Annotated in this window: 24 protein-coding genes and 1 pseudogene; 7 read left to right on the top strand and 18 right to left on the bottom strand. The window is 69.3% G+C overall.

The features are described from left to right. Positions 1 to 3: 3 nt before the first annotated feature. A complete protein-coding gene (locus tag FK531_RS09700; RefSeq protein WP_142098439.1) occupies positions 4 to 657 on the bottom strand; it encodes a chymotrypsin family serine protease in 654 nt (217 codons plus the stop codon). Positions 658 to 845: 188 nt separating this feature from the next. Next, positions 846 to 1,469, bottom strand: coding sequence for a TetR/AcrR family transcriptional regulator (locus tag FK531_RS09695; RefSeq protein ID WP_142098436.1), 624 nt, complete (start codon positions 1,467 to 1,469; stop codon positions 846 to 848). A 75-nt stretch (positions 1,470 to 1,544) separates the two neighbouring features. Here FK531_RS09695 and FK531_RS09690 point away from each other — a divergent pair, with 75 nt between their 5' ends. Then, on the top strand, positions 1,545 to 3,116 hold the full coding sequence (locus FK531_RS09690; RefSeq protein ID WP_142098433.1) for an MFS transporter: 1,572 nt from the start codon (positions 1,545 to 1,547) through the stop codon (positions 3,114 to 3,116). 42 nt (positions 3,117 to 3,158) lie between these two features. On the opposite strand, the gene FK531_RS09685 is transcribed toward FK531_RS09690, so the two are convergent. Next, entirely contained in the window at positions 3,159 to 4,415 is a 1,257-nt protein-coding gene (locus FK531_RS09685) for an Nramp family divalent metal transporter (RefSeq protein WP_142098430.1), read from the bottom strand. A 248-nt stretch (positions 4,416 to 4,663) separates the two neighbouring features. On the opposite strand from FK531_RS09685, the gene FK531_RS09680 reads away from it, so the two are divergent. The 3 genes from FK531_RS09680 to FK531_RS09670 all read left to right on the top strand — a co-directional run bounded on the left by FK531_RS09680 (position 4,664) and on the right by FK531_RS09670 (position 7,891). After that, positions 4,664 to 5,575: an AurF N-oxygenase family protein gene (locus tag FK531_RS09680; RefSeq protein ID WP_142098427.1), complete on the top strand. Its 912-nt coding sequence runs from the start codon at positions 4,664 to 4,666 to the stop codon at positions 5,573 to 5,575. Positions 5,576 to 5,627: 52 nt separating this feature from the next. Next, positions 5,628 to 7,331 carry an FAD-dependent oxidoreductase gene (locus FK531_RS09675; protein WP_142098424.1) on the top strand — a complete coding sequence of 568 codons (1,704 nt, stop codon included), beginning with the start codon at positions 5,628 to 5,630 and terminating at the stop codon, positions 7,329 to 7,331. A gap of 143 nt (positions 7,332 to 7,474) precedes the next feature. Then, on the top strand, positions 7,475 to 7,891 hold the full coding sequence (locus tag FK531_RS09670; RefSeq protein WP_142098421.1) for a very short patch repair endonuclease: 417 nt from the start codon (positions 7,475 to 7,477) through the stop codon (positions 7,889 to 7,891). Here the strand turns inward: FK531_RS09670 and FK531_RS09665 are convergent. From FK531_RS09665 to FK531_RS09620, 10 genes are all read right to left on the bottom strand, one after another. Continuing rightward, positions 7,888 to 8,622 (bottom strand): phosphatase PAP2 family protein, encoded by a 735-nt coding sequence (locus tag FK531_RS09665; protein WP_181762890.1) that lies wholly within the window; start codon positions 8,620 to 8,622, stop codon positions 7,888 to 7,890. The genes FK531_RS09670 and FK531_RS09665 overlap by 4 nt on opposite strands. A 109-nt stretch (positions 8,623 to 8,731) precedes the next feature. Then, entirely contained in the window at positions 8,732 to 9,493 is a 762-nt protein-coding gene (locus FK531_RS09660; protein WP_142099517.1) for an SDR family NAD(P)-dependent oxidoreductase, read from the bottom strand. A 25-nt stretch (positions 9,494 to 9,518) separates the two neighbouring features. After that, entirely contained in the window at positions 9,519 to 10,301 is a 783-nt protein-coding gene (locus tag FK531_RS09655; RefSeq protein WP_142098416.1) for an SDR family oxidoreductase, read from the bottom strand. Between the two features lie 4 nt (positions 10,302 to 10,305). Beyond that, the gene (locus FK531_RS09650; RefSeq protein ID WP_142098414.1) at positions 10,306 to 11,103 is read right to left on the bottom strand and encodes a MaoC/PaaZ C-terminal domain-containing protein; all 798 of its coding nucleotides are present in this window, start codon (positions 11,101 to 11,103) and stop codon (positions 10,306 to 10,308) included. Beyond that, a complete protein-coding gene (locus FK531_RS09645) occupies positions 11,103 to 12,281 on the bottom strand; it encodes a lipid-transfer protein (RefSeq protein WP_142098411.1) in 1,179 nt (392 codons plus the stop codon). Before FK531_RS09645 ends, FK531_RS09650 begins: the two co-directional genes overlap by 1 nt. Next, positions 12,281 to 12,715 carry a MaoC family dehydratase gene (locus FK531_RS09640; protein ID WP_142098409.1) on the bottom strand — a complete coding sequence of 145 codons (435 nt, stop codon included), beginning with the start codon at positions 12,713 to 12,715 and terminating at the stop codon, positions 12,281 to 12,283. The genes FK531_RS09645 and FK531_RS09640 overlap by 1 nt, the downstream gene beginning before the upstream one ends. Positions 12,716 to 12,809: 94 nt before the next feature. Further along, complete coding sequence (locus tag FK531_RS09635) at positions 12,810 to 13,922, bottom strand: acyl-CoA dehydrogenase family protein (protein ID WP_142098407.1); 1,113 nt, start codon at positions 13,920 to 13,922, stop codon at positions 12,810 to 12,812. Beyond that, positions 13,922 to 14,884 (bottom strand): bifunctional MaoC family dehydratase N-terminal/OB-fold nucleic acid binding domain-containing protein, encoded by a 963-nt coding sequence (locus FK531_RS09630; protein WP_142098404.1) that lies wholly within the window; start codon positions 14,882 to 14,884, stop codon positions 13,922 to 13,924. The genes FK531_RS09635 and FK531_RS09630 overlap by 1 nt, the downstream gene beginning before the upstream one ends. After that, positions 14,881 to 16,047 carry an acyl-CoA dehydrogenase family protein gene (locus FK531_RS09625; protein WP_142098401.1) on the bottom strand — a complete coding sequence of 389 codons (1,167 nt, stop codon included), beginning with the start codon at positions 16,045 to 16,047 and terminating at the stop codon, positions 14,881 to 14,883. The genes FK531_RS09630 and FK531_RS09625 overlap by 4 nt, the downstream gene beginning before the upstream one ends. Positions 16,048 to 16,103: 56 nt before the next feature. After that, positions 16,104 to 17,585 carry an MFS transporter gene (locus FK531_RS09620; RefSeq protein ID WP_181762889.1) on the bottom strand — a complete coding sequence of 494 codons (1,482 nt, stop codon included), beginning with the start codon at positions 17,583 to 17,585 and terminating at the stop codon, positions 16,104 to 16,106. Between the two features lie 120 nt (positions 17,586 to 17,705). On the opposite strand from FK531_RS09620, the gene FK531_RS09615 reads away from it, so the two are divergent. Continuing rightward, positions 17,706 to 18,152, top strand: coding sequence for a nuclear transport factor 2 family protein (locus FK531_RS09615; protein WP_142098398.1), 447 nt, complete (start codon positions 17,706 to 17,708; stop codon positions 18,150 to 18,152). Between the two features lie 42 nt (positions 18,153 to 18,194). Here the strand turns inward: FK531_RS09615 and FK531_RS09610 are convergent, their stop codons facing one another. Then, on the bottom strand, positions 18,195 to 18,740 hold the full coding sequence (locus tag FK531_RS09610) for a winged helix-turn-helix transcriptional regulator (protein WP_142098395.1): 546 nt from the start codon (positions 18,738 to 18,740) through the stop codon (positions 18,195 to 18,197). A 56-nt stretch (positions 18,741 to 18,796) separates the two neighbouring features. Here FK531_RS09610 and FK531_RS09605 point away from each other — a divergent pair, with 56 nt between their 5' ends. After that, complete coding sequence (locus FK531_RS09605; protein ID WP_142098392.1) at positions 18,797 to 20,206, top strand: MFS transporter; 1,410 nt, start codon at positions 18,797 to 18,799, stop codon at positions 20,204 to 20,206. Positions 20,207 to 20,293: 87 nt separating this feature from the next. Then, positions 20,294 to 20,701 (top strand): annotated as a pseudogene (locus FK531_RS09600) (DnaJ family domain-containing protein); the annotation flags it as partial. 43 nt (positions 20,702 to 20,744) lie between these two features. Here the strand turns inward: FK531_RS09600 and FK531_RS09595 are convergent. The 4 genes from FK531_RS09595 to FK531_RS09580 all read right to left on the bottom strand — a co-directional run bounded on the left by FK531_RS09595 (position 20,745) and on the right by FK531_RS09580 (position 24,122). After that, positions 20,745 to 21,299, bottom strand: a complete 555-nt coding sequence (locus tag FK531_RS09595) for a TetR/AcrR family transcriptional regulator (RefSeq protein WP_142098386.1) — start codon at positions 21,297 to 21,299, stop codon at positions 20,745 to 20,747. Positions 21,300 to 21,326: 27 nt separating this feature from the next. Then, positions 21,327 to 22,013 carry an ABC transporter ATP-binding protein gene (locus FK531_RS09590; RefSeq protein ID WP_142098384.1) on the bottom strand — a complete coding sequence of 229 codons (687 nt, stop codon included), beginning with the start codon at positions 22,011 to 22,013 and terminating at the stop codon, positions 21,327 to 21,329. Continuing rightward, positions 22,010 to 23,140 (bottom strand): ABC transporter permease, encoded by a 1,131-nt coding sequence (locus FK531_RS09585; RefSeq protein ID WP_142098382.1) that lies wholly within the window; start codon positions 23,138 to 23,140, stop codon positions 22,010 to 22,012. The genes FK531_RS09590 and FK531_RS09585 overlap by 4 nt, the downstream gene beginning before the upstream one ends. A gap of 181 nt (positions 23,141 to 23,321) precedes the next feature. Then, a complete protein-coding gene (locus FK531_RS09580) occupies positions 23,322 to 24,122 on the bottom strand; it encodes an SDR family NAD(P)-dependent oxidoreductase (RefSeq protein WP_246098073.1) in 801 nt (266 codons plus the stop codon). Positions 24,123 to 24,142: the final 20 nt, after the last annotated feature.

Genomic DNA, 24,142 nt, shown 5'->3' with positions numbered 1-24,142 from the left:
CGGCTAGATCGGCCTGTAGCCCGCACCGACGCCGCCGTGCGCGTTGATGTCGTTCATGATGCTGTCGAGGTTGGTACCGAGTTCCGGGCCGAGGCACGCGAAACCCACGTAGGCGTTCACCATGCCGACCAGAGTAGTACCGCGTACCACGGGACTTCCCGAGTCACCCTCGATGACGCACATCTGCGTCCAGGTCTCGTGCGACTGCAGCAGGTCACCCCAGGCGACGCCGCAGGTGTTGCCGGTGCGCAGACCCTCCTTGCACACGATGTCCGGGAAGTTCGCGGGCGCACCGACATTGGTGATGGTGACCTTGCCGATGCGGTTGACCGGAGCGACCTTCGCCGGATCGAACTGGATCACCGCGTAGTCGAGGTCGGTGCTCTTGGCCACGAGGTGTCCGACCACTCCGGCGTCCTCGCGATGCTCGGGGACGATCTCGGCGCCGGGTTCTCCGCAGTGGCCGGCGGTGATACCGACCAGTCGGCCCGCGTTGTCGTGGCCGATGGTGGTCAGCGTACAGAGGGCCTCGTTGGCGAGGATGATCCCGGAGCCACCGCCGAGCACCGCCGGGGCCGCCGCGGCTGCAGGGCCGACACCGAGATATCCGAGAACGGCCGCCGCCATTGCGATCAGCACTGCAATCCTCTTGGCCATGGTTCGTCCCTCCCGGAGGGTTCGCCCTCGCAGGCGGCCGCCGTGCGCGGCGCGGATCGGACACCCACTGCGAGCGGACCTGCGATTGCGATCTTGTGGCGTGCGCTGAGTTGACGCGCTGGAACCAGTATCCGCGCCCCGGACCGTCTCGCGCATACGAACGGGTCGATTGATCGCCCGGCCGCGCGTCAACTCGCGGCGGCCCGGGCGTGCAAGAAGTCGTCGACGATCCGTGCGCACGCCTCCGGTCCGAGCGGCGGCAGCGTCGCCAGCTTGGTGAACACGATCGGTCCGAGCAGCTGGGACATGGCCAGTTCGTAGTCGACCCCGGCGAGCAGTTCCCGACCGGCCGCGCTCGCGAACACCCGGTCGAACGGCGCCTTGTACTGCTCGGCGATGTGTCGACGGAGCGAGCGCAGCTCGGGATGGCCGGGCGTGTCGTCGACCGCACCGAGGCCCGGCCCCAGGCCGAGCCAGCACATCGCGGTCAGCTGCATCGGGGCCTCCTCGATCAGGCGGGCCTGACGAGTGAGCAGCGAAACCAGCTGGTCCCGCAGGTCGAGGCCCTCCGGAACGGCCGAGGCGGGCGGGATCAACCGGCAGAACGCAGCGGCGACCAACTCGGTGCCGCTGTCGAAATGACGGTAGAGGGTCGCGCGCGCGACCTTCGCCGCCCGCGTCACGGCGTCGATGGTCACGGCCTCGGTACCGCCCTTGACCAGGAGCGCGGTCGCGGCGTCGAGTAGTCGCGCCCGGGACCGGGCCTTGCGCGGGTCCTCTCGGGATGCGGAGTCGGTCGGTTGCTCGCCCATGGCACCTCCGGTCGGGGTTGTGAAACTATCGGTCTCCAAACGATACTGACAGTCTCGTTGGCACCGGAGGCATACATGAGCAGTCAGCCCCACCCCGGCAACACCAAGATGTCCGTCCGAGAATTATGGACGCTGACCGTGGCATGTTCGGCGGTGGCAATGGTCATGGCCGCGGCCGCGGCGCTCTACTCCGCGTTGCCGGACATCGCCCTCGACACCGGAGCCACCCAAAGTCAGCTGACCTGGATCGTGGACGGCTACACCCTCACCCTGGCCGCCCTGCTGCTGCCCGCCGGTGCGCTCGGCGACCGGTACGGCCGCCGCGGTGTGCTGACCATCGGGCTGCTGATGTTTGCCGCCGCCTCCGCCGTACCGATCTTCCTCGACTCGCCGACGTGGCTGATCGGCGCGCGGGCCGCCGCCGGCGTCGGCGCCGCCCTGGTGATGCCCGCGACGCTGTCGCTACTGACCGTGAGCTTCCCGCCCGCGCAGCGGTCGCGGGCCGTCGCCATCTGGGCCGGCGTCGCCGCGTCCGGCGGAATCGCCGGACTACTGGTGTCCGGATTGCTGCTCGAACACTGGCCGTGGCAGTCGATCTTCGTCGGCTTCGTCGCCGCGGCGCTTGCGTTGTTTGCCCTGGCCTGGACCCTGCCGTCGTCCCGGGACCAGGATTCACCGGCCTTCGACATCCCCGGGGCGCTGCTGTCCAGCGCGTCGATCGGGCTGTTCGTGCTTGGCCTGCTCGAGGGCCCGATCCGCGGCTGGACCGATCCATGGGTGGCCGCCGCGCTGGCCGTCGGCATCGTGGCCGGGGTCGCATTCGCCGCCGTCGAACTACGCTGCGAACACCCGCTGCTGGACGTGCGACTGTTCGCGGTCCGCGGGTTCGGCGCGGGCGCAGCCTCCCTGACCCTGCAGTTCGTCGCGACCTTCGGCCTGTTCTTCCTGATCATCCAGTACATGCAGCTGGTGCTCGACTACACCGCCCTGCAGTCCGCGCTGGCGTTGGCACCGATGTCCGTGCCGATGATCGTCGTCTCCGTGGTCACGCCCTGGCTGATCCCGCGACTCGGCATGCGGGGGCTGACCGCCTCCGGACTCGCCCTCGCCGGACTCGGCCTGATACTGATCGGCAGGCTCGAGGCCGACGGCGGATACGGACCCGCCGTCGTCGCGCTGCTGATCTTCAGCTTCGGGCTCGGGCTGTGCACCGCGCCGGCGACCACCGGCATCGTCGAGAACACCCCGGACGGCAAGCAGGGCGTTGCATCCGCGGTCAACGACACGACCCGCGAGGTCGGCGCGGCTGTGGGGACCGCGCTCGCAGGCAGCCTGCTCGCGGCCAGCTACAGCCACAACATCGCGCCCGCGGTCGCCGCGGCGCCGGAGATCGCAAAGGAGTACGTGGGCAGTTCGCTGGCCGCGGCGCTCGAGGTGGCCCGGATAGGAGGCGGCCCGCAGGGCGAGCAGCTCGCCGAGTTCGCCCGCGGCGCGTTCATGGGCGGAATGTCGCACGCGTCGTACGTGCTGGCCGGAGTGATGTTCGGGGCCGCGGTGATCGTCGGCGCATGGGCGCCCGGCCGGCGCACCCCGGCAACTGTGGCCCCCGCCGAGGAGGCCACCCTCGTCGCCTCGGACACCGAGTGAACGGGCGCGTCCACTCGATCGGATCGACCGGTTGATCCCTCGCTACTGGGTGACGGTGAGCACCAGCAACGCGGCGTTGAGCGCCACGATGACGGCGGTCGCCGTCCAGGCCGCGAGCGTAGTGCCACGACGGTTGACGTGCTCGCCCATCAGTTCGCGGTCGGCGGTCATCCGCACCAGCGGTACCAGGGCGAACGGAATGCAGAAGCTCAACACCACCTGGCTGACGACCAAGGACATCGTCGGGTCGGCCCCGATGGACAGCACGATCAGGGCCGGAATCAGCACCACGGTTCGGCGCAGCAGCATCGGGATCCGCATGTGCAGCAGACCGTGCATGATCTCCGCGCCCGCCGCACAGCCGACCGACGTCGACGCGAGCCCCGAGGCGAGCAGACCGATCGCGAACACCACCCCGACCGCCGGGCCGAGCGCCGAGGAGATCGCGGCGTGCGCCCCCTCGATGGTGTCCGTCCCGTCGACGCCACGCAGCGCCGAGGCGGCGAGCAGGAGCATCGCGATGTTCACCGTGCCCGCGACCAGCAGCGCAGCGCCGACGTCGAGCTTGGTGGCCTTGAGAAGTCGCGGTAGGAGGGCGGGCCGGATCCCGCGACCGTGCCGGTCCCGCGCCAGCGCCGAGTGCACGTAGATCGCGTGCGGCATCACAGTGGCCCCGAGCATGCTGGCCGCGAGCAGAACCGTCTCGGCCCCGTCGAAGCGCGGCACCAGTCCCGCCATCGCCTCGCTCGTCGAGACATCCGTGAACGCGAGCCCGCTGACGAAACCGAGGGTGATGATCGCGAGCAGGCCCATGACCACGAACTCGAACGTCCGCTGGCCCCTGGCCTGCGTGGACAGGATGGCCATCGACACCGCGCCGGTGATCAGGCCCCCGAGCGGGAGCGGCACCCCGAACAGCAGGTTCAACGCGATCGCGCCGCCGATCACCTCCGCGAGGTCGGTCGCGACCGCGGCCAGTTCGGCCTGCAACCAGAAGGCCTTGCGTCGGCGTCGACCGAGCTGTTCGCCGAGCAACTCCGGCAGCGACCGCCCGGTGACCAGGCCGAGCTTCGCGGACAGGTACTGCACGAGCACCGCCATCGCATTGGCCATCACCAGCACCCACACCAGCAGGTAGCCGTATTTGGCGCCCGCGGTCAGGTTGGACGCGACGTTGCCGGGATCCACGTAGGCGATGGCCGCGACGAACGCCGGACCCAGGAGCGCGATGAGCCGCCCGAGCCCGGCCCCCCGGCGGACCGGCGGGCTCGCGAGGTCGACCGTGCGAACACTTTCCACGCCTCGACCTCCGCAGCTCGGACCACTATTTGATTCACCATATCAAGAAGTTCGGGACGCCTAACTTTTCTCGGATAAAAGGGGCGTGCGGTGACAGTTGTCACAGGGAGCGGACGGAGGTACAGTCCCATTACCTGTTACCTGTTGTTACATAAACGGCTTGTCACATCAATGCCTCGTCAGGTGAATGCCCCGTCAGGTGAACGCCTCGTCAGGTGAACGCCTCGTCAGACGAACGAAGGGTCGACATGACTACCGCTCTCCCCGCGCAGCGTCCCGCGGTCTCCGATCGCGAAGAGACCGCCCGCCGACTGCTGGCGTCCTCGGCCCGCAAGTCCTACGACCCGATGATCGAGGTCGACTGGGAGGCGCCGGTGCCCGCGGACAAGTTCGGGCTGACCCCCGAGTGGAGCACCCTCTACGGGACGAAGCTGTGGGACGAGATGACTCTGGAACAGAAGGTCGAGCTCACCAAGCACGAGGCCGCCAGCGTCTCCAGCGTCGGCCTGTGGTTCGAGATCCTGCTCATGCAGATGCTGCTGCGCGATGTCTACGGGCGCGACAAGCACTCCCGCCACGTCCAGTTCGCCCTCACCGAGGTCGCCGACGAGTGCCGCCACTCGGTGATGTTCGCCCGTGCCGGTGAACGCTTCGGCATGCCGAGCTACGGTCCGCACCCGGTCATCCACAAGCTCGGCCGGATCTGGGGCAACTTCTTCCGGGGCGCGAACGCCTACGCCAGCGTGATGGCCGCCGAGGAGATCCTCGACATGATGCAGCGCGACTTCATGAAGGACGAGCGCGTCCAGCCGATCACCCGCACGGTCAGCAAGATCCACGTGCTCGAGGAGGCCCGGCACATCCGCTTCGCGCGCGAGGAGGTCGGCCGGCGCCTGCAGGATGCGAGCCGCGCCCGGCTGGCCGTCGAGCGTGTCAGCACCGCCGCCGTCGTCTATTTCGTCATGAAGTCGATGATTCGCAAGGACGTCTACGCGAACGCCGGACTCGACACCGAGCGCGCGATCGCCGAGGCCAAGAACAACCAGCACTACAAGGACACGGTCCGCAAGTCAGGCGCCAAGCTGATGCATTTCCTCACCGAGTCCGGCCTGGTCGGCGGCCCCAGCAAGATCCTCTACAAGAAGGTCAACCTGCTCTGACGGCCAACGCCGTCCCGCATATCCCAGCTTCCGCATCGAGGACATTCTTCCCATGGCTTACGTGATCACCCAGGCGTGCTGCAACGACGCCTCTTGCGTCGCAACGTGTCCGGTGAACTGCATTCACCCGACGCCGGAAGAAGCACAGTTCGCGACCACCGAGATGCTGTACATCGAACCCGATACCTGCATCGACTGTGGCGCCTGCGTGGATGCCTGCCCGGTCGCCGCGATCTTCCCGGACGACCAGCTCAGCGAATCCGACGCCCGGTATGCCGACATCAACGCGGGCTACTACGACAAGTACCCGCTGCAGGAGGGTTGGAAGCCCCTGAAGCCGACCGAGGCCAAGCGGACGGACCTCGGGACGCTGCGGGTGGCCATCGTGGGCGCAGGCCCGGCCGCCTGTTACGCGGCGGAAGAACTGCTCATCCACTCGGACGTCGAGGTGGAGATGTTCGAGAAGCTGCCGACGCCGTGGGGCCTGATCCGGGCGGGGGTCGCGCCGGATCACCCGGGCACCAAGGTGATTGCGGAAGCGTTCGACTGGACCGCGGCGAAGGACGTCTTCCAGTTCCACCTGGGCGTGGAGATCGGCGAGCACCTGTCCCACGAGGACTTGATGGCGAACCATCATGCGGTGATCTACGCGGTCGGCGCATCCAGCGACCGCCGGCTGGGCATCCCCGGCGAGGACCTGCCCGGCAGCCACGCGGCGACCGAGTTCGTCGCCTGGTACAACGGGCACCCCGACCACGCACACACGCAGTTCGACCTGTCCGGGGAGCGCGCCGTCATCGTCGGCAACGGCAACGTCGCACTCGACGTGGCGCGGGTCCTCACCATGGACGTCGACGAGCTGGCGAAGACCGACATCGCAGATCACGCACTGGAGGCACTGCGCCACAGCAATATTCGCGAAGTGGTCCTGCTCGGCCGTCGCGGTCCCGCCCAGGCGGCGTACAGCACCCCGGAATTCCTCGCGCTCGGCGACCTGGCCGGAGTCGACGTCGTCGTCGACCCCGCGGAACTCGCACTCGACGAAGCCACCGACAGTCAGCTGGCGAGGGGTGAGCTGGAACCGTCGACGGCCTTCAAGGTGCAGCTGGCACGTGAATTCTCCGAGCGGACAGCGGATCCCACTCACAAGCGGATCGTGTTCCGGTACCTGGCGTCACCGACCGCGGTGCTCGGGACCGACCACGTCGAGGCCGTCACCGTGGTCCGCAACGATCTCGTGGCGGGCGAGAACGGCGTCCTCGGTGCACGACCGACCGGCGACACCGAGAACGTGCCGACCTCGCTGGTACTGCGCTCCATCGGCTACCGCGGCGTCCCGGTGCCGGGTGTCCCGTTCGACGAGCGGCGCGGCACCATTCCCAACGACCACGGACGGGTACTCGCCCATCCCGACGGCGCGGTTGTCGACGGGGTGTACGCCACCGGCTGGATCAAGCGCGGGCCCTCCGGCGTGATCGGCACCAACAAGTCCTGCGCCAAGGACACCGTCGCCCGACTGTTCGAGGACTTCCAGGCCGGCCGCCTGGTCCGCCCGGTGGGCAGTCGCAAGGAGCTCACCAAGCTGGTCGGACAGCGGCAGCCGGGCCGCATCGACTACCGCGGCTGGCAGGCCATCGACGCGGTCGAGCGGGCTCGCGGCGCGGCCACCGGCAGGCCCCGCGTCAAGATCACCGACGTCGCCGAGATGCTGGCCGCGGCGAAGACCCGCCGCCGGCTCCCGCTCGTCTCCCGCTGACCCCACACCCGCCCACCGCCCATGCGGCGCCCTCCTCCTCAGGGTGATGGGAACCATCATTCGGTCCAACTGGCTGTTGGTTCCCATCACCGTGTGGCGGCGGGCAACGGCTGATCTTCGAATGGCGGACGACAATGACGGTTATGCCCGCGCCGGTCCCCGACTCAGCGTCCACCCGCGAGCGGATGCGGATCCAGCGCCGCCGCGACACCGCACCCGAGCTGGCTCTGCGCCGCGAGCTGCATCGGCGTGGCCGCCGCTACTGGGTGGACCGGGCGCCGCTGTCGGGGATGCGTCGGCGCGCCGACCTGGTGTTCCCGACCGCCCGGGTCGCCGTCTTCGTGGACGGCTGCTTCTGGCACCGCTGCCCGGAACACGCGACGCAGCCGAGGAACAACGCGCAGTGGTGGGCCGACAAACTGGCCGCGAACGTCGCGCGCGACCGGGACACCGACGCACGACTCGCCGATGCGGGCTGGCTGGTGGTCCGGGTGTGGGAACACGAGAACCCGTCGCCCGCAGCCGACCGGGTCGAGCGGGCGCTGACGGACGGCCGCTAGGACGAGACCGGCTCGCGGCCGTGGGCCGGTCCGGGCTCGCCGTGCAGGGGCACGAACCGCCGCACGAGCATCGCCGTCACCGGTGTCAGGGCCACCGCACACGCCAACGTGATGCAGGACCCGAAGACCAGTCCGGCGGCGACGTCGTGCGGGTAGTGCACGCCGCTGACCACGCGGGACAGACCGACTACCAGTGCGGTCAGGACCGCGAGCACGGACAGCCATACCCGTCCAGCCGCGTAACCGGCGAGTACCACGGCGGTCGCGAGGGCGGCGGCGATGCCGGAGTGGTTGCTGGGGAACGACCAATCGCCGAGCGGTGGACATTCCGACAGCGCGTGCACCCCGGGGATGGCGGTGCAGGGGCGTTCCTCGGTGACTACGGACTTGACCGCGAGGGTCGCAATCGCCGACCCGACCGCACCGGCGCCTGCCGCGATGCCGACCGCGAGGGTGCGGGCGTCGCCTCGTCCCCACCACAACACCAGCGCCAGCATCCCGGCGAGGGCGAACAGTCCGGCTTCGGCGACGAGGTCGCTGAGGGTGCCCGCAGCGCTGGGCCAGGAGGCGGTGGCCGAATCGATGCTGGTGTACAGCGAGGTGGACGCCCGGATGATCGGGTTCTCGCTCATGTCCCACGGACCGAACACGCCGAGGATTCCCGCCGCGACGATGAGAGCTGCGAGGCCCAGGGGCCAGTTACGGGGAAGGGCGAGATGTCGGGCCTGCATTTGACGGAATCTACTCATTCAAGCTGTAAGAACGCTGAGAGGCGGCTTCGCCGCCTGTGAGTCCTTCTGGTCCACCACGGGGCCAGAAGGACTCACGGGCGCGAAGCGCCTATCCCCAGCGGGACTGGCCGCCGTCGAGCGGCATGGTCGAGCCGGTGAGGTAGCGGGAGTCCTCGGAGCACAGGAACACCACGGCGCGACCGATGTCGGCCTCCGGGTCGCCGACCCGGCCCAACGGGATACCGGCGACAAACTCGGCGGCCTCCTCCGGGTTCTTTTCCATCCACCACTCCAGGGCGGGCGTCACGGCGTGCGGCGCAACGTTGTTCACGCGGATGCCCTCGCGGCCCCACTCGGCGGCGGCGGCGCGGGTGAGCACGCGGGTGCCCTCCTTGATGGAGCCGTAGACGCCGTAGTTGCTCGCATCCCAGCGCACCGCAGCGGACGTCACCAGGTTGACGATCGAGCCGCCGCCGCGGGCGACCATGTGCGGGTGGCAGGCGCGCATGAATCGCAGCGTTGCGAGCGGGCCGGAGGCGAATGCCCGCTCGAAGTCGGCGTCCACGACGTCGAGCAGCTTGCCGGGCTTCGAGTCGTTGGCGTTGTTCACCATGATGTCGATGCCGCCCAGCTCGCTGACGGTCTGCTCGACCGACGCGGTGATGTCCTCGCCGACCGAAACGTCACAGCGGACCGGGATCGCGCGGCCACCGAACTCCTCGATCTCGGCGACGGTCTTGTGCAGCTTGGACTCCGTACGGCCGGCGACCGCGATCGCGGCGCCCTCCTTGGCGAGGGCCAGCGAGATGCCGCGGCCGATGCCCTGGCCTGCGCCGGTGACCAGCGCGACCTTTCCGTCGAGGATTCCCATGGTCATGCTCCGATCATGAAGTGAGTCAGCCGATTTCGGGGTGAGTGGCGATGTAGCGAGCCGGGTACTCGCCACCGCCGTGGACGGCGATGTCGGCACCGTTGACGTACGACGCCAGCGGACCGGCCAGGAACAGGCAGGCGCCGGCGATGTCGGACGGCACCGCCATCCGGCCGATCGGCAGCGTGGCGGTGACGGCGGCGCCGCCGTCCTCGCCGTACACCGACGCCGCGGCCTCGGTGCGGATCAGTCCGGTGGTGATGTGGTTGACGCGGACCTTCGGCGCCCACTCCAGCGCGAGCGCCTTGGTGAGCATCAGCAGGCCGGCCTTGGCCGCCGAGTAGGCGGCGGTACCGGGCTGCGGGTCGTGCGCGGACACCGACCCGATGTTGACGATCGCGCCACCGGTCTCCTGCTGCTGCATGATCGCGTTGGCGGCCTGCGCGACGTAGAAGGGGGCCAACAGGTTCAGGGCGACGATCTTGTCGACGAACCGGGTGGACACGGTCGCCGCGTCGGCGTCCGGCGATCCGCCCGCGTTGTTGATCAGCACGTCGAGCCCACCCATCGCGGCGCGGGCGGCCTCGACCATCTCCTTGACCGCGTCTGCGTCACGGACGTCGACGGGCAGGAACTCGGCCCGTCGACCGTCGGTCTCCGGCAACGTCTCCGGCTCACTGCGCGCGCAGACGGTCACCCGCGCGCCCGCGGCGAGGAACGTCTCCGCGGTGACGCGGCCGATTCCCTTGGTACCGCCGGTGATCAGGACCGACTTGCCGGTGAAGTCGGCGGGATTCGCGATGGCCACCCGCTCAGCCCGCGAACTTCACGCGGGCGCCGGAGATCGCGTCGCCCAGCTCGAAATCGACGGCGCGGTCGGTCTGCCAGCCACGGATAGGCAGGCTCTGGCCCGGAAACACCGGCGCCGCAAAGCGACCCGACAGCTCGACCAGATCCGCGGGATGCACGCCCAGTTCCCGCGCGATCGGCAGCGTGCTCGCCGCGAGCGTGCACAGGCCGTGCATGATCGGGCGCGGCTGACCGATGTGCGCGGCCGCCTCGGGGTCGATGTGGATGTGGTGCTTGTCGCCGAGCAGGCGGTACAGCGCGGTCTGATTGGCGCTGGTGACCAACTCGGTCGTGACCGTCGGCTCCCCGACCGGGGCGGCGGGCTTGGACGGTCCCCGCTCCCCGCCGAATCCGCCGTAGCCGGGCGCGAACAGCGACCAGGTCGCCACGAAGTACTCGCTCTCGACGACCACCTCGAACACCGCGGCAGCGCCCTTGTCCCAGACCTCGCCGACGCTGGCCTTCAGCGTGATCTCACCGTTGCGGGGCATCGGTGCAAGCACCTTGAGCTCCTGCGAGCCGTGCAGCGCCGTCTTCATGTCGAAGGCACCTCGCAGCCCCAGCTCGTCCGGCGCCCACTGGGCCAGGGTCAGCGCGAACGTCGGCAGCACCCGCAGCCGCTCCTCGAAGACGAGGTCCAGCTCGGTGGCCTGGGCGCCGACCGCGAGCGCGTAGATGATCGCGTCGCGTTCGGTGTAGCTGACCGTGCGAGTGCCGAGGTCGACGCCCCGCCACTGGCCTGCATTCAAAGTCGTCGTCATCACGCTGCTCCCAGAATCAGTCCGCTGGTCGGCACGGCGGTGCCCGCGGTCACCAGTATGTTCTCCACGTCGCCCGGCTGGTTCGTCGAGGTTCCGCGGATCACGCGGACGGCCTCGGCGACGCCGTTGACGCCGTGCAGGTAGGCCTCGCCGACCTGGCCACCGTGGGTGTTGGTGGGCAGTCGGCCACCGATCTCCAGGTTGCCCTCGCGGATGAAGTCCTTGGCCTCGCCGGGCTTGCAGAAGCCGAGTTCCTCGAGCTGCGGCAGCACCAGCGGGGTGAAGTGGTCGTAGAGGACCGCGGCCTGGATGTCGTCGGGGGTCAGCCCGCTCTGTCCGTACAGCTGGCGGCCGACCAGTCCCATCTCCGGGATGCCGGTGATGTCGGGACGGTAGTAGCTGGTCATCATGTGCTGATCCTTGCCACTGCCCTGCGCGGCGGCCTTGATGACGACGGGCTTGTTGGCCAACGTCTTTGCCCGCTCCGCGGAGACGATGACGAGAGCCTGCCCACCGTCGGTCTCCTGGCAGCAGTCCAGCAAGTGCAGCGGCTCGGCGATCCAGCGCGAGTTCTGGTGGTCCTCGAGCGTGATCGGACGCTCGTAGAACCACGCGTGCGGGTTGTTGGCGGCGTGCTTACGCGCGACCACCGCGACCCGACCGAAATCCTCACTCGTCGCACCGTACTGATGCATGTACCGGCGGGCGAACATGGCGACCCACTGAGCGGGAGTCGACAAACCCTGCGGGGTCATCCACGCGTAGGCGGCGCGGTCCGCGGTGCTGTCCATCGGCCGATCGTGCTGGCCGAGTCCGTACCGCACACCCGACCGTTCGTTGAACGCGCGGTAGCAGACGACGACGTCGGCGACACCGGTTGCGACCGCCATCGCGGCCTGCTGCACCGGCCCGCAGGCGGCACCGCCGCCGTACCCGATGCGGGAGAAGAACTTCAGCTCGCCGAGGCCGCAGTTGCGGGCCACGTGAATCTCGCCGTTGGTTTCGGCGGTGAAGGTGGACAGGCCGTCCACCTCGGACGGGTCGATGCCGGCGTCGGCGAGCGCGGCGACAACAGCCTCGCAGGCCAACTGCAGTTCACTGCGGCCGGAATTCTTGGAGAACTCGGTGGCGCCGATACCGACGATCGCGGCGGCGCCGGACAGGGGGCTGATCGCCATCATCTGGTCCCTTCTGCGAATGCAACGGTGACTGTGCCGGAGAGGTGGTTGCCCATGCTGTTCGCGCCCTGCACCTTCACCTCGACCAGTCCGTCCGCCTTGGAGACGACCTCGCCGGTCATCGTCATGGTGTCGCCGGGGTAGTTCGGGGCACCGAGACGGATCTTCACCCGGCGCAGTACGGCGTGCGGGCCCGCCCAGTCCGTCACGAAGCGCCCCGCCAGACCGTTGCTGGTGAGGATGTTCATGAACACGTCCTTCGAGCCGCGCTCGCGCGCCAGCTCGGGGTCGTGGTGCACGTCCTGGAAGTCGCGGGTCGCGATCGCGGTGGCCACGATCAGCGTGCGGGTCAGCGGGATCGCCAGCTCGGGCAGCACCTCGCCGACCGTGATGTCGTCGTAGCTGCGCCCGGTCAGGGCGGGTGCGGTGATCATGAGACGAGGTCCTTCCGGAGCATCGCAGCGAGTACCGCAGCGCAGCGAGGAACGCAGCGAGGAGCGGATGGACGGGCCGAGATGGGAGTCAGGCTCATCCGACCACCTCGACACCGGCCGCGATCTGCGCGCCGAGGCGTGCGAGATCGGACGCGGAGCCGCCGAGGGTGGCACCGATCTGCTTGCCCCACAACAGGTGCCGGTGGACCGGGTAGTCGGTGTCGACGCCCATGCCGCCGTGCAGGTGGGTGGTGCGGTGCACGATGCGCTGGCCGCCGTCGGTGGCCCACCACTTCGCGACCAGCACGGAGGTGCCCGGATCGATGCCGTCGGCGAGGTTCTGCGCGGCCTGCGACAGCGTCACGCTCATCGCCTGGAGGTCGATGTAGCAGTCCGCCAGCTGGTGGTTGACGGCCTGGAACGTCGCGAGCGGGCGCCCGAACTGGTGCCTGCCGTTGAGGTAGGTGACCGTCTGCTCCACCGCCGCGGAGCCGACACCCAACTGGATCGCGGCGAGTGCGAGCTCGACGCGGTCGACCAGCCACTGCGCGGCGGTGCCGTCGGCGGGGCCGAGCAGCTCGGCCGGAGCGGACTCGAACGTGACGTTGCCGCAGATCTCCCAGTTCGTGGACTGCGTCTGCTCGACCGAGACGCCCGCGGCGGCCAGGTCGACGACGAACAGTGCGGCACCGGTCGGCGTGGTCGCCGAGACGATCGCGCGGTCCGCGACGTGGGTGATCGGGACGACGGCCTTCGCGCCGGTCAGCGTCCACTGGCCGGCGACCTCGGTGGCCGTGGTCTCCGGGTCACCGTCGACGTACGGGCCGAACTCCTCGAGTCCGACCGTCAGGAAGCTGGTGCCCTCGGCGACACCGGGGACCAGCGCTGCGGCCTGCTCGTCGGTGCCGAACTCGGCAACTGCGAGGGCCGCGAGGGCCGACTGCCAGATTGGCACGGGCGCGACATGCCGGCCCTGCTGCTCGAGCAGCACGTACAGCTCGGCGAGGCCGAGTCCGCCGCCGCCGAGGTTCTCGGGCAGGGCGATGCCGAGCAGGCCGGTGTTCGCCAGTTCGCGCCAGAGGTCGCGGTCGATGCGCTCGTCGCTCAGCTCGACCTGCTTGACCCGGTCGATGTCGGCCTTGCTGGTGAAGACCTCGCCGGCGAGGTTGCGAATTGCTTCTTGCTCTTCGCTGTACTTGAAATCCATTACGAGTCCTCCCGTGCGGCCGGCCGGAACGCGGGCAGCGTCAGATCCGGGTCGGCGTCGATCCAGTCCAGTACCACCGGCATGTCGATCTCGACGTCGTCCGGCGTCACACCGGTCATGTTCGCGATCAGTCGGGTGCCCTCTTCGAGTTCGATCGTCGCAACGACGAGCGGGTACTCGAATCCGGGGATCCGCGGGTGGTGGTTGACGACGAAGCTGTAGACGGTGCCGCGGCCCGAGGCGTCGACGGTGTCCCAGTCGAGCGACTGGCACGCCCCGCACATCGGTCCCGTGGGGTGGCGCAACGTGCCGCAGGCGGTGCAGCGCTGGATCACCAGTCGGTGCTCCTTGGCGGCCTCGAACCAGAAGGCGTTGTCGGCGTTGAGCGCCGGACGCGGGCGCAGGCCCTTGGGCTCTTCCGCGGCCTTCGGCTTGAAGCGGAGGGTGCGCCACCGCTGGGTGGCGACAACCTCGTCGTCGCCACTGTGCGCATTTGCGGCACCGCCGCGGCGGTACGTCTTCAGTGTCGTGACGAAGTGCCCGACACCGAGACCCGTCTTCTTCTCCTCGGAGATCGACTCGATCACCTCGGTGAGCGAAACCCGGTCGCCGGGGCGAAGTTCCACGAAGAACTCGAAGTCCGAGTCGGTCGCGACGACGGACGTGAAGCCCTCGGCGTCGAGCGTGGCGATCAGGTCGGTCCACACCTGCGACGGATCGTTGTTCGCCATCTTGTCGTTGAACGTGCGCATGGTCCACACCTGTGCCATCAGCGCGGGCGCGACGGCCCCGTCACGTCCGGTGGCGCGGGCGGCCTCGTCGTCGAGGTAGACGGGGCTGGTGTCGCCCATCGTCTCGACCCAGTGCCGGATCATCGGAGTGTTGACCGCGTCGGGGCCCCACGTCGTCGGGGTGAGGACCTGTCCCTCGAATTCCTTGAGTGTGGTGAGGAAGTCGCTCACTTGACCCTCTTCTCCCGCACCAGGCCCAGGCCCATCGTGCCGACCATGTCGCGCAGGACCTCGTTGACGCCGCCACCGAACGTGTTGACCATGCCCTGGCGGGAGATCTGCTCGATCTGACCGGCCAGCAGCGCACCCGGCGACTCGGGCCGGATTCGTCCCGCAGCGCCGAGGATTCCGAGCAGGGTGCGGTAGACGTCGATGTGCGTCTCCGTGCCGTACGCCTTGGTGGCGCCGGCGTCCGCGCCGGACAGGGTGTCCGCCGCGACGGCTGCCGTCATTTTCCAGTTCAACAGGCGCATGGCCTCGAGCTTCGCGTGGGTGCGCGCGAATTCCTGCTGCACCCAAGGGATCTCGATGGCGCCATTCTCCTTGGCCCAGGCGAGGACCTGGTGCCACAGGCCGTAGGTGCGGCCACCGATCGCGGCGAGGCCGATGCGCTCGTGGTTGAGCTGCGCGGCGATCAGCTGCCAGCCACCGTTGACCTCACCGATCACGTCGGCCTGCGGAACACGGATGGCGCTGTAGTACGTCGAAGTCACCGTCAGGCCACCGACGGTCGGGATCGGGGACCACGAGAAGCCGGCGTCGTCGGTGGGAACGACCAGGATCGAGATGCCCTTGTGCTTGGGGGCCTCGGGATCGGTGCGGCACGCGAGCCACACGTAGTCGGCGGTGTTGGCGCCGGAGGTGAAGATCTTGTTGCCGTCGACCACCCACTCCTCGCCGTCGAGGACGGCGCGAGTCTTGAGCGAGGCCAGGTCGGTGCCGGCCTCCGGCTCGGTGTAGCCGATCGCGAAGACGATGTCGCCTGCGAGGATGCCCGGCAGGAAGCGTTCCTTCTGCTCCTCGGTGCCGTACTTCATCAGCGTCGGGCCGACGGTGTTCACGGTGACGAACGGGAACGGCAGCCCGGCCCGCTGGACCTCGTCGAAGAAGACGAACTGCTCCTCGATCGAGCGGCCCTGCCCGCCGTACTCGACCGGCCACCCGATGCCCAGCCAGCCGTCCTTGCCCAGCAGCTTGACGACCTCGCGGAAGTACTGGCCGCCCACGCCCTCCTCGCCTGCCTTGCGGCGCTTCTCCTCCGGCAACAGCGCCGCGAAGTACGCACGCAGCTCCCTGCGCAGTTCGACCTGCGCTGCAGACTCCCTCAACTCCATCGATGCACTCCCGTTTCTCGCGCTGTATCCACGTACACCTCGCGCAGGATCGGACGCTACGGAGCGATGCGGATTCGGTCCTGACCAGTCTCACTGAGCGGTAGACCGGCGTCGATGCCGGCGTCGCGCGGAATGAGGGCCGCAACGACGAACGCGCACACCGCGGCCAGCGAGCCGATCGCGAACACCGCCGCGTAGGCACCCGCCGTCGGGAGGGTCACGCCCGCGACCTGCACCACCGAGGCGGTGGTGACCGCGGCAACGACCGCGCTGCACGTGGAGGTGCCGACGGACCGGGCCAGCGCGTTGAGACTGTTCGCGGCAGCGGTCTCCGACAGCGGGACTGCCCGCATGATCATCGCCGGGATCGCCCCGTACGCGAAGGCCGCGCCGATCGAGGTGACCGCGATCGTGACGACGACCACCACGAGTTGATGCGGAGCCACCGTGCGGACGAGATTGGCGGTGGCCAGGACCGCGGCGCCGACGAGGAAGGTGGTGCGGGGTCCACGCCTGCGGGACAGTCCCGCTGTCACCGGGGAGAAGGCGATCATCATCAACCCGCCGGGCAGCAGGGCCATGCCGCTGCGGGTGAGACTCATCCCGAAACCGTATCCACTGTCCGTCGGCGCCTGGAAGATCTGCGCGCTGACCATGAAGGACGTGAACATGGCGAAACCGATCAGCACCGACGCGATGTTCGTCAACAGCACCTGCGGGCGCGCCGAGACACGCAGGTCGACCAGCGGTTGCCGGGTGCTCCCGCCCGCGCGGCGCGGCAGCCGTAGCTCGTAGACGCCCCAGCCGAGGAACACCAGCATCGACCCGCCGAACAGCCCGAGGATCGCCGGGCTCGTCCATCCCCAGCCGTTGCCTTGCGTGACGGCGAGCAGCAGGCAGACCAGCGCCGCGGAGAGCCCGACCGCTCCGATCAGGTCGAAACGACCCCCGGTCCGGACCGGGGACTCCGGCACCAGCCGCCAGATCGCGACCAGCTCGACCACGCCGAGCACCGCGGCACCGCCGAACAGCCAGTGCCAGCTGAGGTTCTCGGCGACCACCCCGGTCAGCGGCAGGCCGATGGCGCCGCCCGCGCCGAGCGTCGAGCTCATCAGCGCGATGCCGGAGCCGACCTTCTCCTCGGGCAACTCGTCGCGCATGATGCTGATGCCCAGCGGCACCACACCCATCGCGGCTCCCTGCAGCGCCCGCGCGACGAGTACCACCAGGAAGTCGTCGGACACCGCACCGAGCATGCTGCCCGCGACCATCACGGCCAGTGCCACCAGCAGCATTCGTCGTTTGCCGAACATGTCGCCGAGGCGACCGAGCACCGGGGCGCAGACGGCCCCCGCGATGAGGTTCGCGGTGACCAGCCACGCGGCGTTGGTCGGCGTCGTGTTCAGCAGCCGGGGGAACTCGGGCAGCAGCGGCATCACAATGGTCTGCATCAGGGAGACCGCGATGCCGCAGGAAGCCAGCGCGACCACCACGAGCCGCGGCGACGACGTCCGATCGGCGTGTGACGGTGCTGGCAACGACCCTCCCGAGGTACTTCACTCACTTGTACGCCAACATTCGCGCACCGGACCGGGTTTCGGTACACCCGCTCCCGCCCAGCGGACGGCGCGCTCGCGCGGGACCGCATACTCGGGACTATGGATGTTGTGGACCGGATGGCCTTGTCGGATCTCGTGGGGCGGTACGCCGCGGCGGTCGACAGGAGGGACGCGGCGACGGTGGCGGGACTGTTCACCGCCGATGCGGAGTTCGTGCAGCCGCCGGCACTGGTGCGGCGTGGCGGCAGTGCGACCACGGTGGGTGGCGACGCGATCGCGAGCACCGTGCTGGCCGCGACCGCGCACCTGGACTCCACGCATCACGCGGTGCACCAGCAGGTCCTCGACTCCACCGACATCGACGCGGTTGGGCAGACGTACTGCACCGCGCACCACATCTACCGCGCGAAGGACGGCGCCCTTCGGGACAACGCCGTCGCGATTCGATACCAGGACCGCTACCGCAAGACCGACGGCCGCTGGCAGATCGCGCGCCGCGAGCTGGTGGTCGACTTCGCCGACGACCGCGCCATCACCGTCCCTTGACCCTCGTCCTGGGTCCTGATCTCCGAGCACCCCTGACGGGACCTACGACCTCCCAGTGGACTGCCGTCCGGCGGTCCGGTGCGAATCGCGGGCGCGGGCGGCCTGCTCCTCGGTGACATTGGGGCTCACCCGCAGCTCGGCCAGCGGCACCTCGCGGCCGGACTCGCTGCGCACCTCGACCCGGACCGGATCGCCCGTCGTGTCGTCGCTGAGCCCGAGCGGTCCCCCGCGACCGCCCTGCAGGTACTTGTCGCCCCACAGCATCAGGGCCAGCACGGCCGGCAGCAGATCGGAGCCCTTCTCCGTGAGTACGTACTCGTAGCGGGTCCGCTGGCCGGGTTCCTTGTACGGCGTGCGCTCGAACAGCCCCTCCGCCGTCAGCTCGCGCAGTCGGGACGCGGCGACTGCCTCGGTGATCCCGACCCTCCGCGCGAAGTCGTCGAATCTGGTTGTGCCGTAATAGGCCTCGCGCAGGATCAGCATCGCCGAGCGGGTGCCGACCACCTCCATCGCCCTGCCGATCGAGCAGTGCGTGGCCTGCCAGGCCTCTCGGTCCGCCAGGAATCCGTCCAGTGTTGCCGCCTTCATGCCGCCAGCCTACCCCTGGCTTGCCAATACCAGAGTCAGTGTCTACGTTGCTGGCTATGGCAATCAATAGTCAGATACCCGCGGGGCTCGCGCCGGGGAACACCCGTGTCGGCCCCCTGCTCGCGGTCCTGTCCGGAGCCTCCTTCCTCGCGAGCCTCGACCTCTTCGTCGTCAACGTCGCCTTCGCCGACATCGCCACCAGCTACCCCGGGCACACGCTCGGCCAGCTCAGCTGGGTGCTCAACGGCTATGCCATCGTGTTCGCGGCGCTGCTCGTCCCGCTCGGCCGCTGGTCCGACCGCGTCGGACGCAAGCGCGGGTTCGTGGCCGGGCTCGCGCTGTTCATCGCCGCGAGCGCGGCCTGCGCCGTCAGCCCCACGCTGTGGCTGCTCGTCGTCTTCCGGCTACTGCAGGCGGTAGGCGCAGCGGCTCTCACCCCGTCCAGCCTCGGACTCGTGATCAGCGCTGTCCCCGAGGCCAAACGCGCCGGCGCCGTACGCATCTGGGCCGCGACCGGGGCAGCGGCCGCGGCCCTCGGCCCGGTGATCGGTGGAGTTCTCGTCGAGGCGTCCTGGCGGTGGGTGTTCCTGATCAACCTCCCGATCGGACTCGCCTTCCTCATCGCGGCACTGCGGCTGGTGCCCGACGTCCGGCCTGCGCGGGGCGGAGCCGGCCTCGACCTGTTCGGCGCCGCGCTCCTGACGGTCGGAATCGGGGCGTTGGCCTTCGGCCTCGTACAGGGTCCCGAGTGGGGGTGGTCGGACCCGCCGATCCTCGCGGCCCTCGCCGTCGCCGTCGTCTCGGCCGCCGCGTTCTGGCGACGGAACACCCGGCACCCGGACCCGCTCGTCGAACCGGCCCTGCTGCGGGTGCGCACCTTCGCCTGGTCGAACGCCACGGCGCTCCTGTTCAGCGCGGCGTTCGCGGCCGGGCTGCTGGCGAACATCCTGTGGCTGCAGCAGGTTTGGGGCTACTCCGCACTGCTGACCGGGTTGGCGATCGCGCCGGGCCCGCTGCTGGTGCCGGCCTTTGCCGCGGTCGGGCAGGCATTGTCCCGACGAGTGCCACCCGGGACCATCACCGCCGCGGGGTGCGCCCTGTGGGCTCTCGGCACCGTCGCGATCCTCGCCTCCGTCGGCCCGGACCCGAGCTATGCGACGCAGATGCTGCCCGGTTGGCTGGTCGCGGGAATGGGGGTCGGGCTGGCCCTGCCGACGATCCTGTCCGCCGCGACCGCCGAACTGCCCGCCGACCGGTCCGCGACCGGCAGCGCGATCGTGAACATGACCCGACAGATCGGCACGGTGCTCGGAGTGAGCCTGCTCGTCGCCGTGCTCGCACAGGGCCGGGCTGCCGGCGACGAGGTGGCCGCGTTCCAGCACGCCTGGTGGCTGATCGCGGCGATGGCCGCCGTCGCGGCCGCCGTCGCCCTCGGCATGAACGCCCGCACCCGAACGGCCCGGTAGCCGGACACTTCGGAAGGATCGGCCCCGGATTCCGGGGCCGATCCTTCCCAGAAACGCGGTAGCCCGCAACTCGCGGACAATGGTCGTATGACCGAGCGCAAGCCGTGGGACGTGCCGTTCGAGTCGTGGGTCGAGCGGCAGATCCGCATCGCTCAGGAACGCGGCGAGTTCGACAACCTGCCCGGCGCGGGCAAGCCGATCCCGCACCTCGCCGACGACGACGAACTGTGGTGGGTCAAGAACAAGCTGCGAGCCGAGGGCCTGACGACCGAAGCGCTGCTGCCGCCGTCGCTACAGCTGCGGCGCGAGGTGCAGCGACTGCCCGACACGATCGCGGACTTGCCGACCGAGCAATCGGTCCGGGACGTTGTCGCGGATCTGAACCGCCGCATCGCCGACTACCTGCGGGCGCCGAGTACGCCGGTCGTGCCGGTGCACAAGGCCGACGCGGACGCGATCGTGGCCGAGTGGCGGGTCGGTCGCGCCGACCGGCGCCACTGAGAGTGCACGACCGGGACACTGTCGAAGCCTTCGCGTGCTATCTGGCGAGAACCTTGCGGACGGCGGCCCGCACGCCGTCGAAACCCCGTCCCGACTCAATCAGTTCGGTGCCCTTGTGCACGATCGCGTTGATCAGCTGAGCGGTCATTTCGGGGTCCGGGTCACCCTCGGCCCGGAGGGACTCGACCAGCGGCAGCACGAGACCCTCGTGCAGTGCGGTGAACCTCGAGTCCCGAAATGACTGCGGGGACAAGCTCGCAAGAGCGCCGACGATGGCATGCTCCCCGTCTGCCACGAGCTGCAAGTTGGTGTCGACATACGCCCAGACCGGGTCCTCCGAACCGGCCATCGCCTCGACGATCCTTCCGTTCCACCGCGGGAACATGTCCTCGACGACCGCGCTGAGCAGGTCCTCCCGGGAACTGAAGTAGTGATACGCGCTGGAGCGCGCCAGACCCGCCTTCGCCGCAACCTCCGCGAGCCCCGGCGTGCGCTCCGGACTCTCCGAGAGCAGGTCGTGGGCGGCGTCGAGGAGGGCCCGCCGCTGCGCGGCACGGTGCTCGGCGACCGTGGCTGCAGCAATCTTGGGCACGGGTCCTCCTCGACGCTCGCGAGCGAGCTACTTGTGTGGCTGCAGTTGGCCGTCAACCATTTCGAGGATGCGGTCGCAGTGCACCAGCACGTCGTGGTCGTGGGTAACCATGATCGTAGCGACGCCCACCTCGTGGGTCTCGCGCGCGAGCAGTTCGACCACTTCGTGGCTGCGCTTGCGGTCGAGCGCCGCCGTCGGCTCGTCCACGAGCAACAGCGACGGACCGCCCATGAGCGCGCGTGCGATCCCGACCCGCTGGCGTTCGCCGCCGGAGAGCTGTCCCGGCCTGCGGTCGGCGCGTCGGCTCATCCCGACCGAGTCGAGCAGTTCGTCGACGTCGCGGCCGGGCCGGCCGGTGATCTTCGGAACGAGCCGCAACTGGTCGCGCGCCGTCAGCGCGGGAACAAGATTCCCCGACTGGAAGACGAACCCGACCTTGTCGCGCCGTAGCTTCGCCAGCGCGCGGGCGGGCATGGCCGTGACGTCGACGCCGTCGACGTCCACCGATCCGCTCGACGGACGACTCAGCCCACCTGCGACCGCGAGAAGGCTCGATTTGCCCGCCCCGGATGGACCGACGATCGCGACGAGCTCGCCGCGAGGCACTCGCAGGTTCACCCGATCGAGGGCGAGGACCGTGTAGTCGCCGTCCCCGAACCGCAGGCTGACGTCGGTCAGCGCGAGGCCGGTGGTGGTCGTCGTGGTCGTGGTCATCGGTTCTCTCCCAACGCGGTCAGCGGGTTGACACGGGTGATGCGGACGATGGCGACCGCGGCGCCCACCAGGCCGAGGGCGGCGAGCAGGACGGCGCCGTTGACGACCGGTCCGGTCTCGAGCGCGAACGGCATGCCACTGCCCTCGAGTCCGGAACCGAGGCCGAGCCCCAGTGGCACACCGACGGCGATGGATCCGAGCAGCACGACGACGGCCTGCACCAGCCCGTCGCGCAGCAGGAATCCGGTGGACGCTCCCATTGCCCGCAGGACCGCCAGTTCACGACTGCGCTGCACCGTCCAGATTGTGAAGAACGCGCCGACGACGAGGGCTGCGATCGCGTAGAGGAACGTCTTGATCATCGACATGGTCATCATCTCGGCGGAGAAGCCCGGTGACGAGTCGAACGACTCGTCGAGCGTCTTCGCGGACGTCCCGGCGGCCGCGTCACCCGCGGCGAGGTTCGGCACCGAGCCGTCGATGCCGCGGACGGCGACGACACTTGCCTCGGAATATGCGCTGGGACCGGGCTTTTCGCCAACCTTGGCGCCGGCGTGCACCTCCTGCCAGGTGCGCAGCGGGAGGTAGGCGACGTCGACGTGACCGAAAGTGCGCTTGTCGTCGGTGAATCCGACGACATCGAGTGTGGTGCCGAGCCGGTCGAGGATGACGGTGTCACCGAGCGCCACCCCCTGGTCACGGAGCGTGGAGCTGACGATGATGTCGGTGTCCGACCGTAGGCCCGTCCCCTCGGCGGCGGCGGGCTCGAGGAACGAGCCCGGTTCGATGCCGAAGAGCGTGAGGTCGACCGGGGTGCCGCTGCCCGTCTTCGCGTTGACGATCATGTTGCCGAACAGCGCGGCATCCTCGACGTCGGGCCGGTCGCGCCACTGCTGCGCCTGTTGTTCGGTCACGACGGACCGTGAGAACGCCGAGTCGGTCTTGGTTCCCTGCTCGAAGGCGAATGCCTGGATCGGCGTGCGCTGCAGGGCGGACACACCGTCATTGACCAGGCCGGACGAGAGCCCGGACAGGATCACCATCAGGATGGAGATCAGGGCGACGACCGCGCCCATCAGGAGAAATCGGGTACGCGCGAACCACAGTTCGCGCAGGGCAAGGAACATGCTTCGGACTCCACTGGTCGTCGGTACGGTGCGCGCGCCGATCGCAGGCGGATACCCAGATTTATCGACACGTTGCCGACATCATATCGACACCGTGTCGACATGATGTGTGACATGCATTACTACCGCCAGTAGTAGAAGTGGTGTAGGCGTGGACCCTTTCCGTTGCCCCGCAGCGCGATCACACAGCGATCGACTCCACCAGCTTCGGAGCCCACACGACCTTGCCCAGGAAGCGGTCGGCGCCCGGAGCCGTCGCCAGCCACACCGCCGCCGCGGCGGGAACCGTTGCAGGCACGGCATCGAACCCGCTGCCCGTGATCGCGTCGGTGCCGCCGCGGGCCGCACCCGACTCGGTGACCACGAAGCCGGGGCTGAGATTGAACGCCCGCACACCGAGATGCCGGTACTCCGCGTTGACGGCGCCGGCAAGCCTGCCGAACGCGGCCTTCGACGCCGCGTACGACAGCCCCCAGCCGCCCTCGCCCGGTGCAGCGGGCGGATCAGTCGTCGCCGATCCGGACACCAGGTTGATCAGGACACCCGACCCCCGCCCGACCATCGCCGGCAGCAACCGCTGGATCAGCGCGAGCTGGTGCAGGTAGTTGCCGCGCATCATCGCCGTGGCGTCGTCGAGCTCGATGTCGAGCAGCCGGTCCATGTTCCCGGCGGTCTGCGCGTAGGCGTTGTTGACGAGAACGTCTACGCGGCCCCAGGTTTCGAGCACCCGGTCGGCGGCAGCGAACACCGACGCCCCATCAAGCAGGTCCATCGGGACGGCCAGCGCGTCGACGCCGAACGCCCGCACCTCCGCAGCCGTGGTCTCCAGGCTGCCCGGCACCGGGATCAGCTCACCGCGGGTGCGCGGTGCCACCCGACCCTCACCCTCCCGCACGGTTCGCGCCGTCAGCGCGACGTCGAATCCGTTGCGGGCGAAGGCGAGTGCGACCTCCCGGCCGATTCCACGGCTGGCTCCGGTCACGAGGACGACGGGGCGGCCGC

Source organism: Rhodococcus spelaei (assembly GCF_006704125.1).
Taxonomy (GTDB): domain Bacteria; phylum Actinomycetota; class Actinomycetes; order Mycobacteriales; family Mycobacteriaceae; genus Rhodococcus_G; species Rhodococcus_G spelaei.
This window is presented reverse-complemented; position numbering and strand designations above follow the sequence as displayed.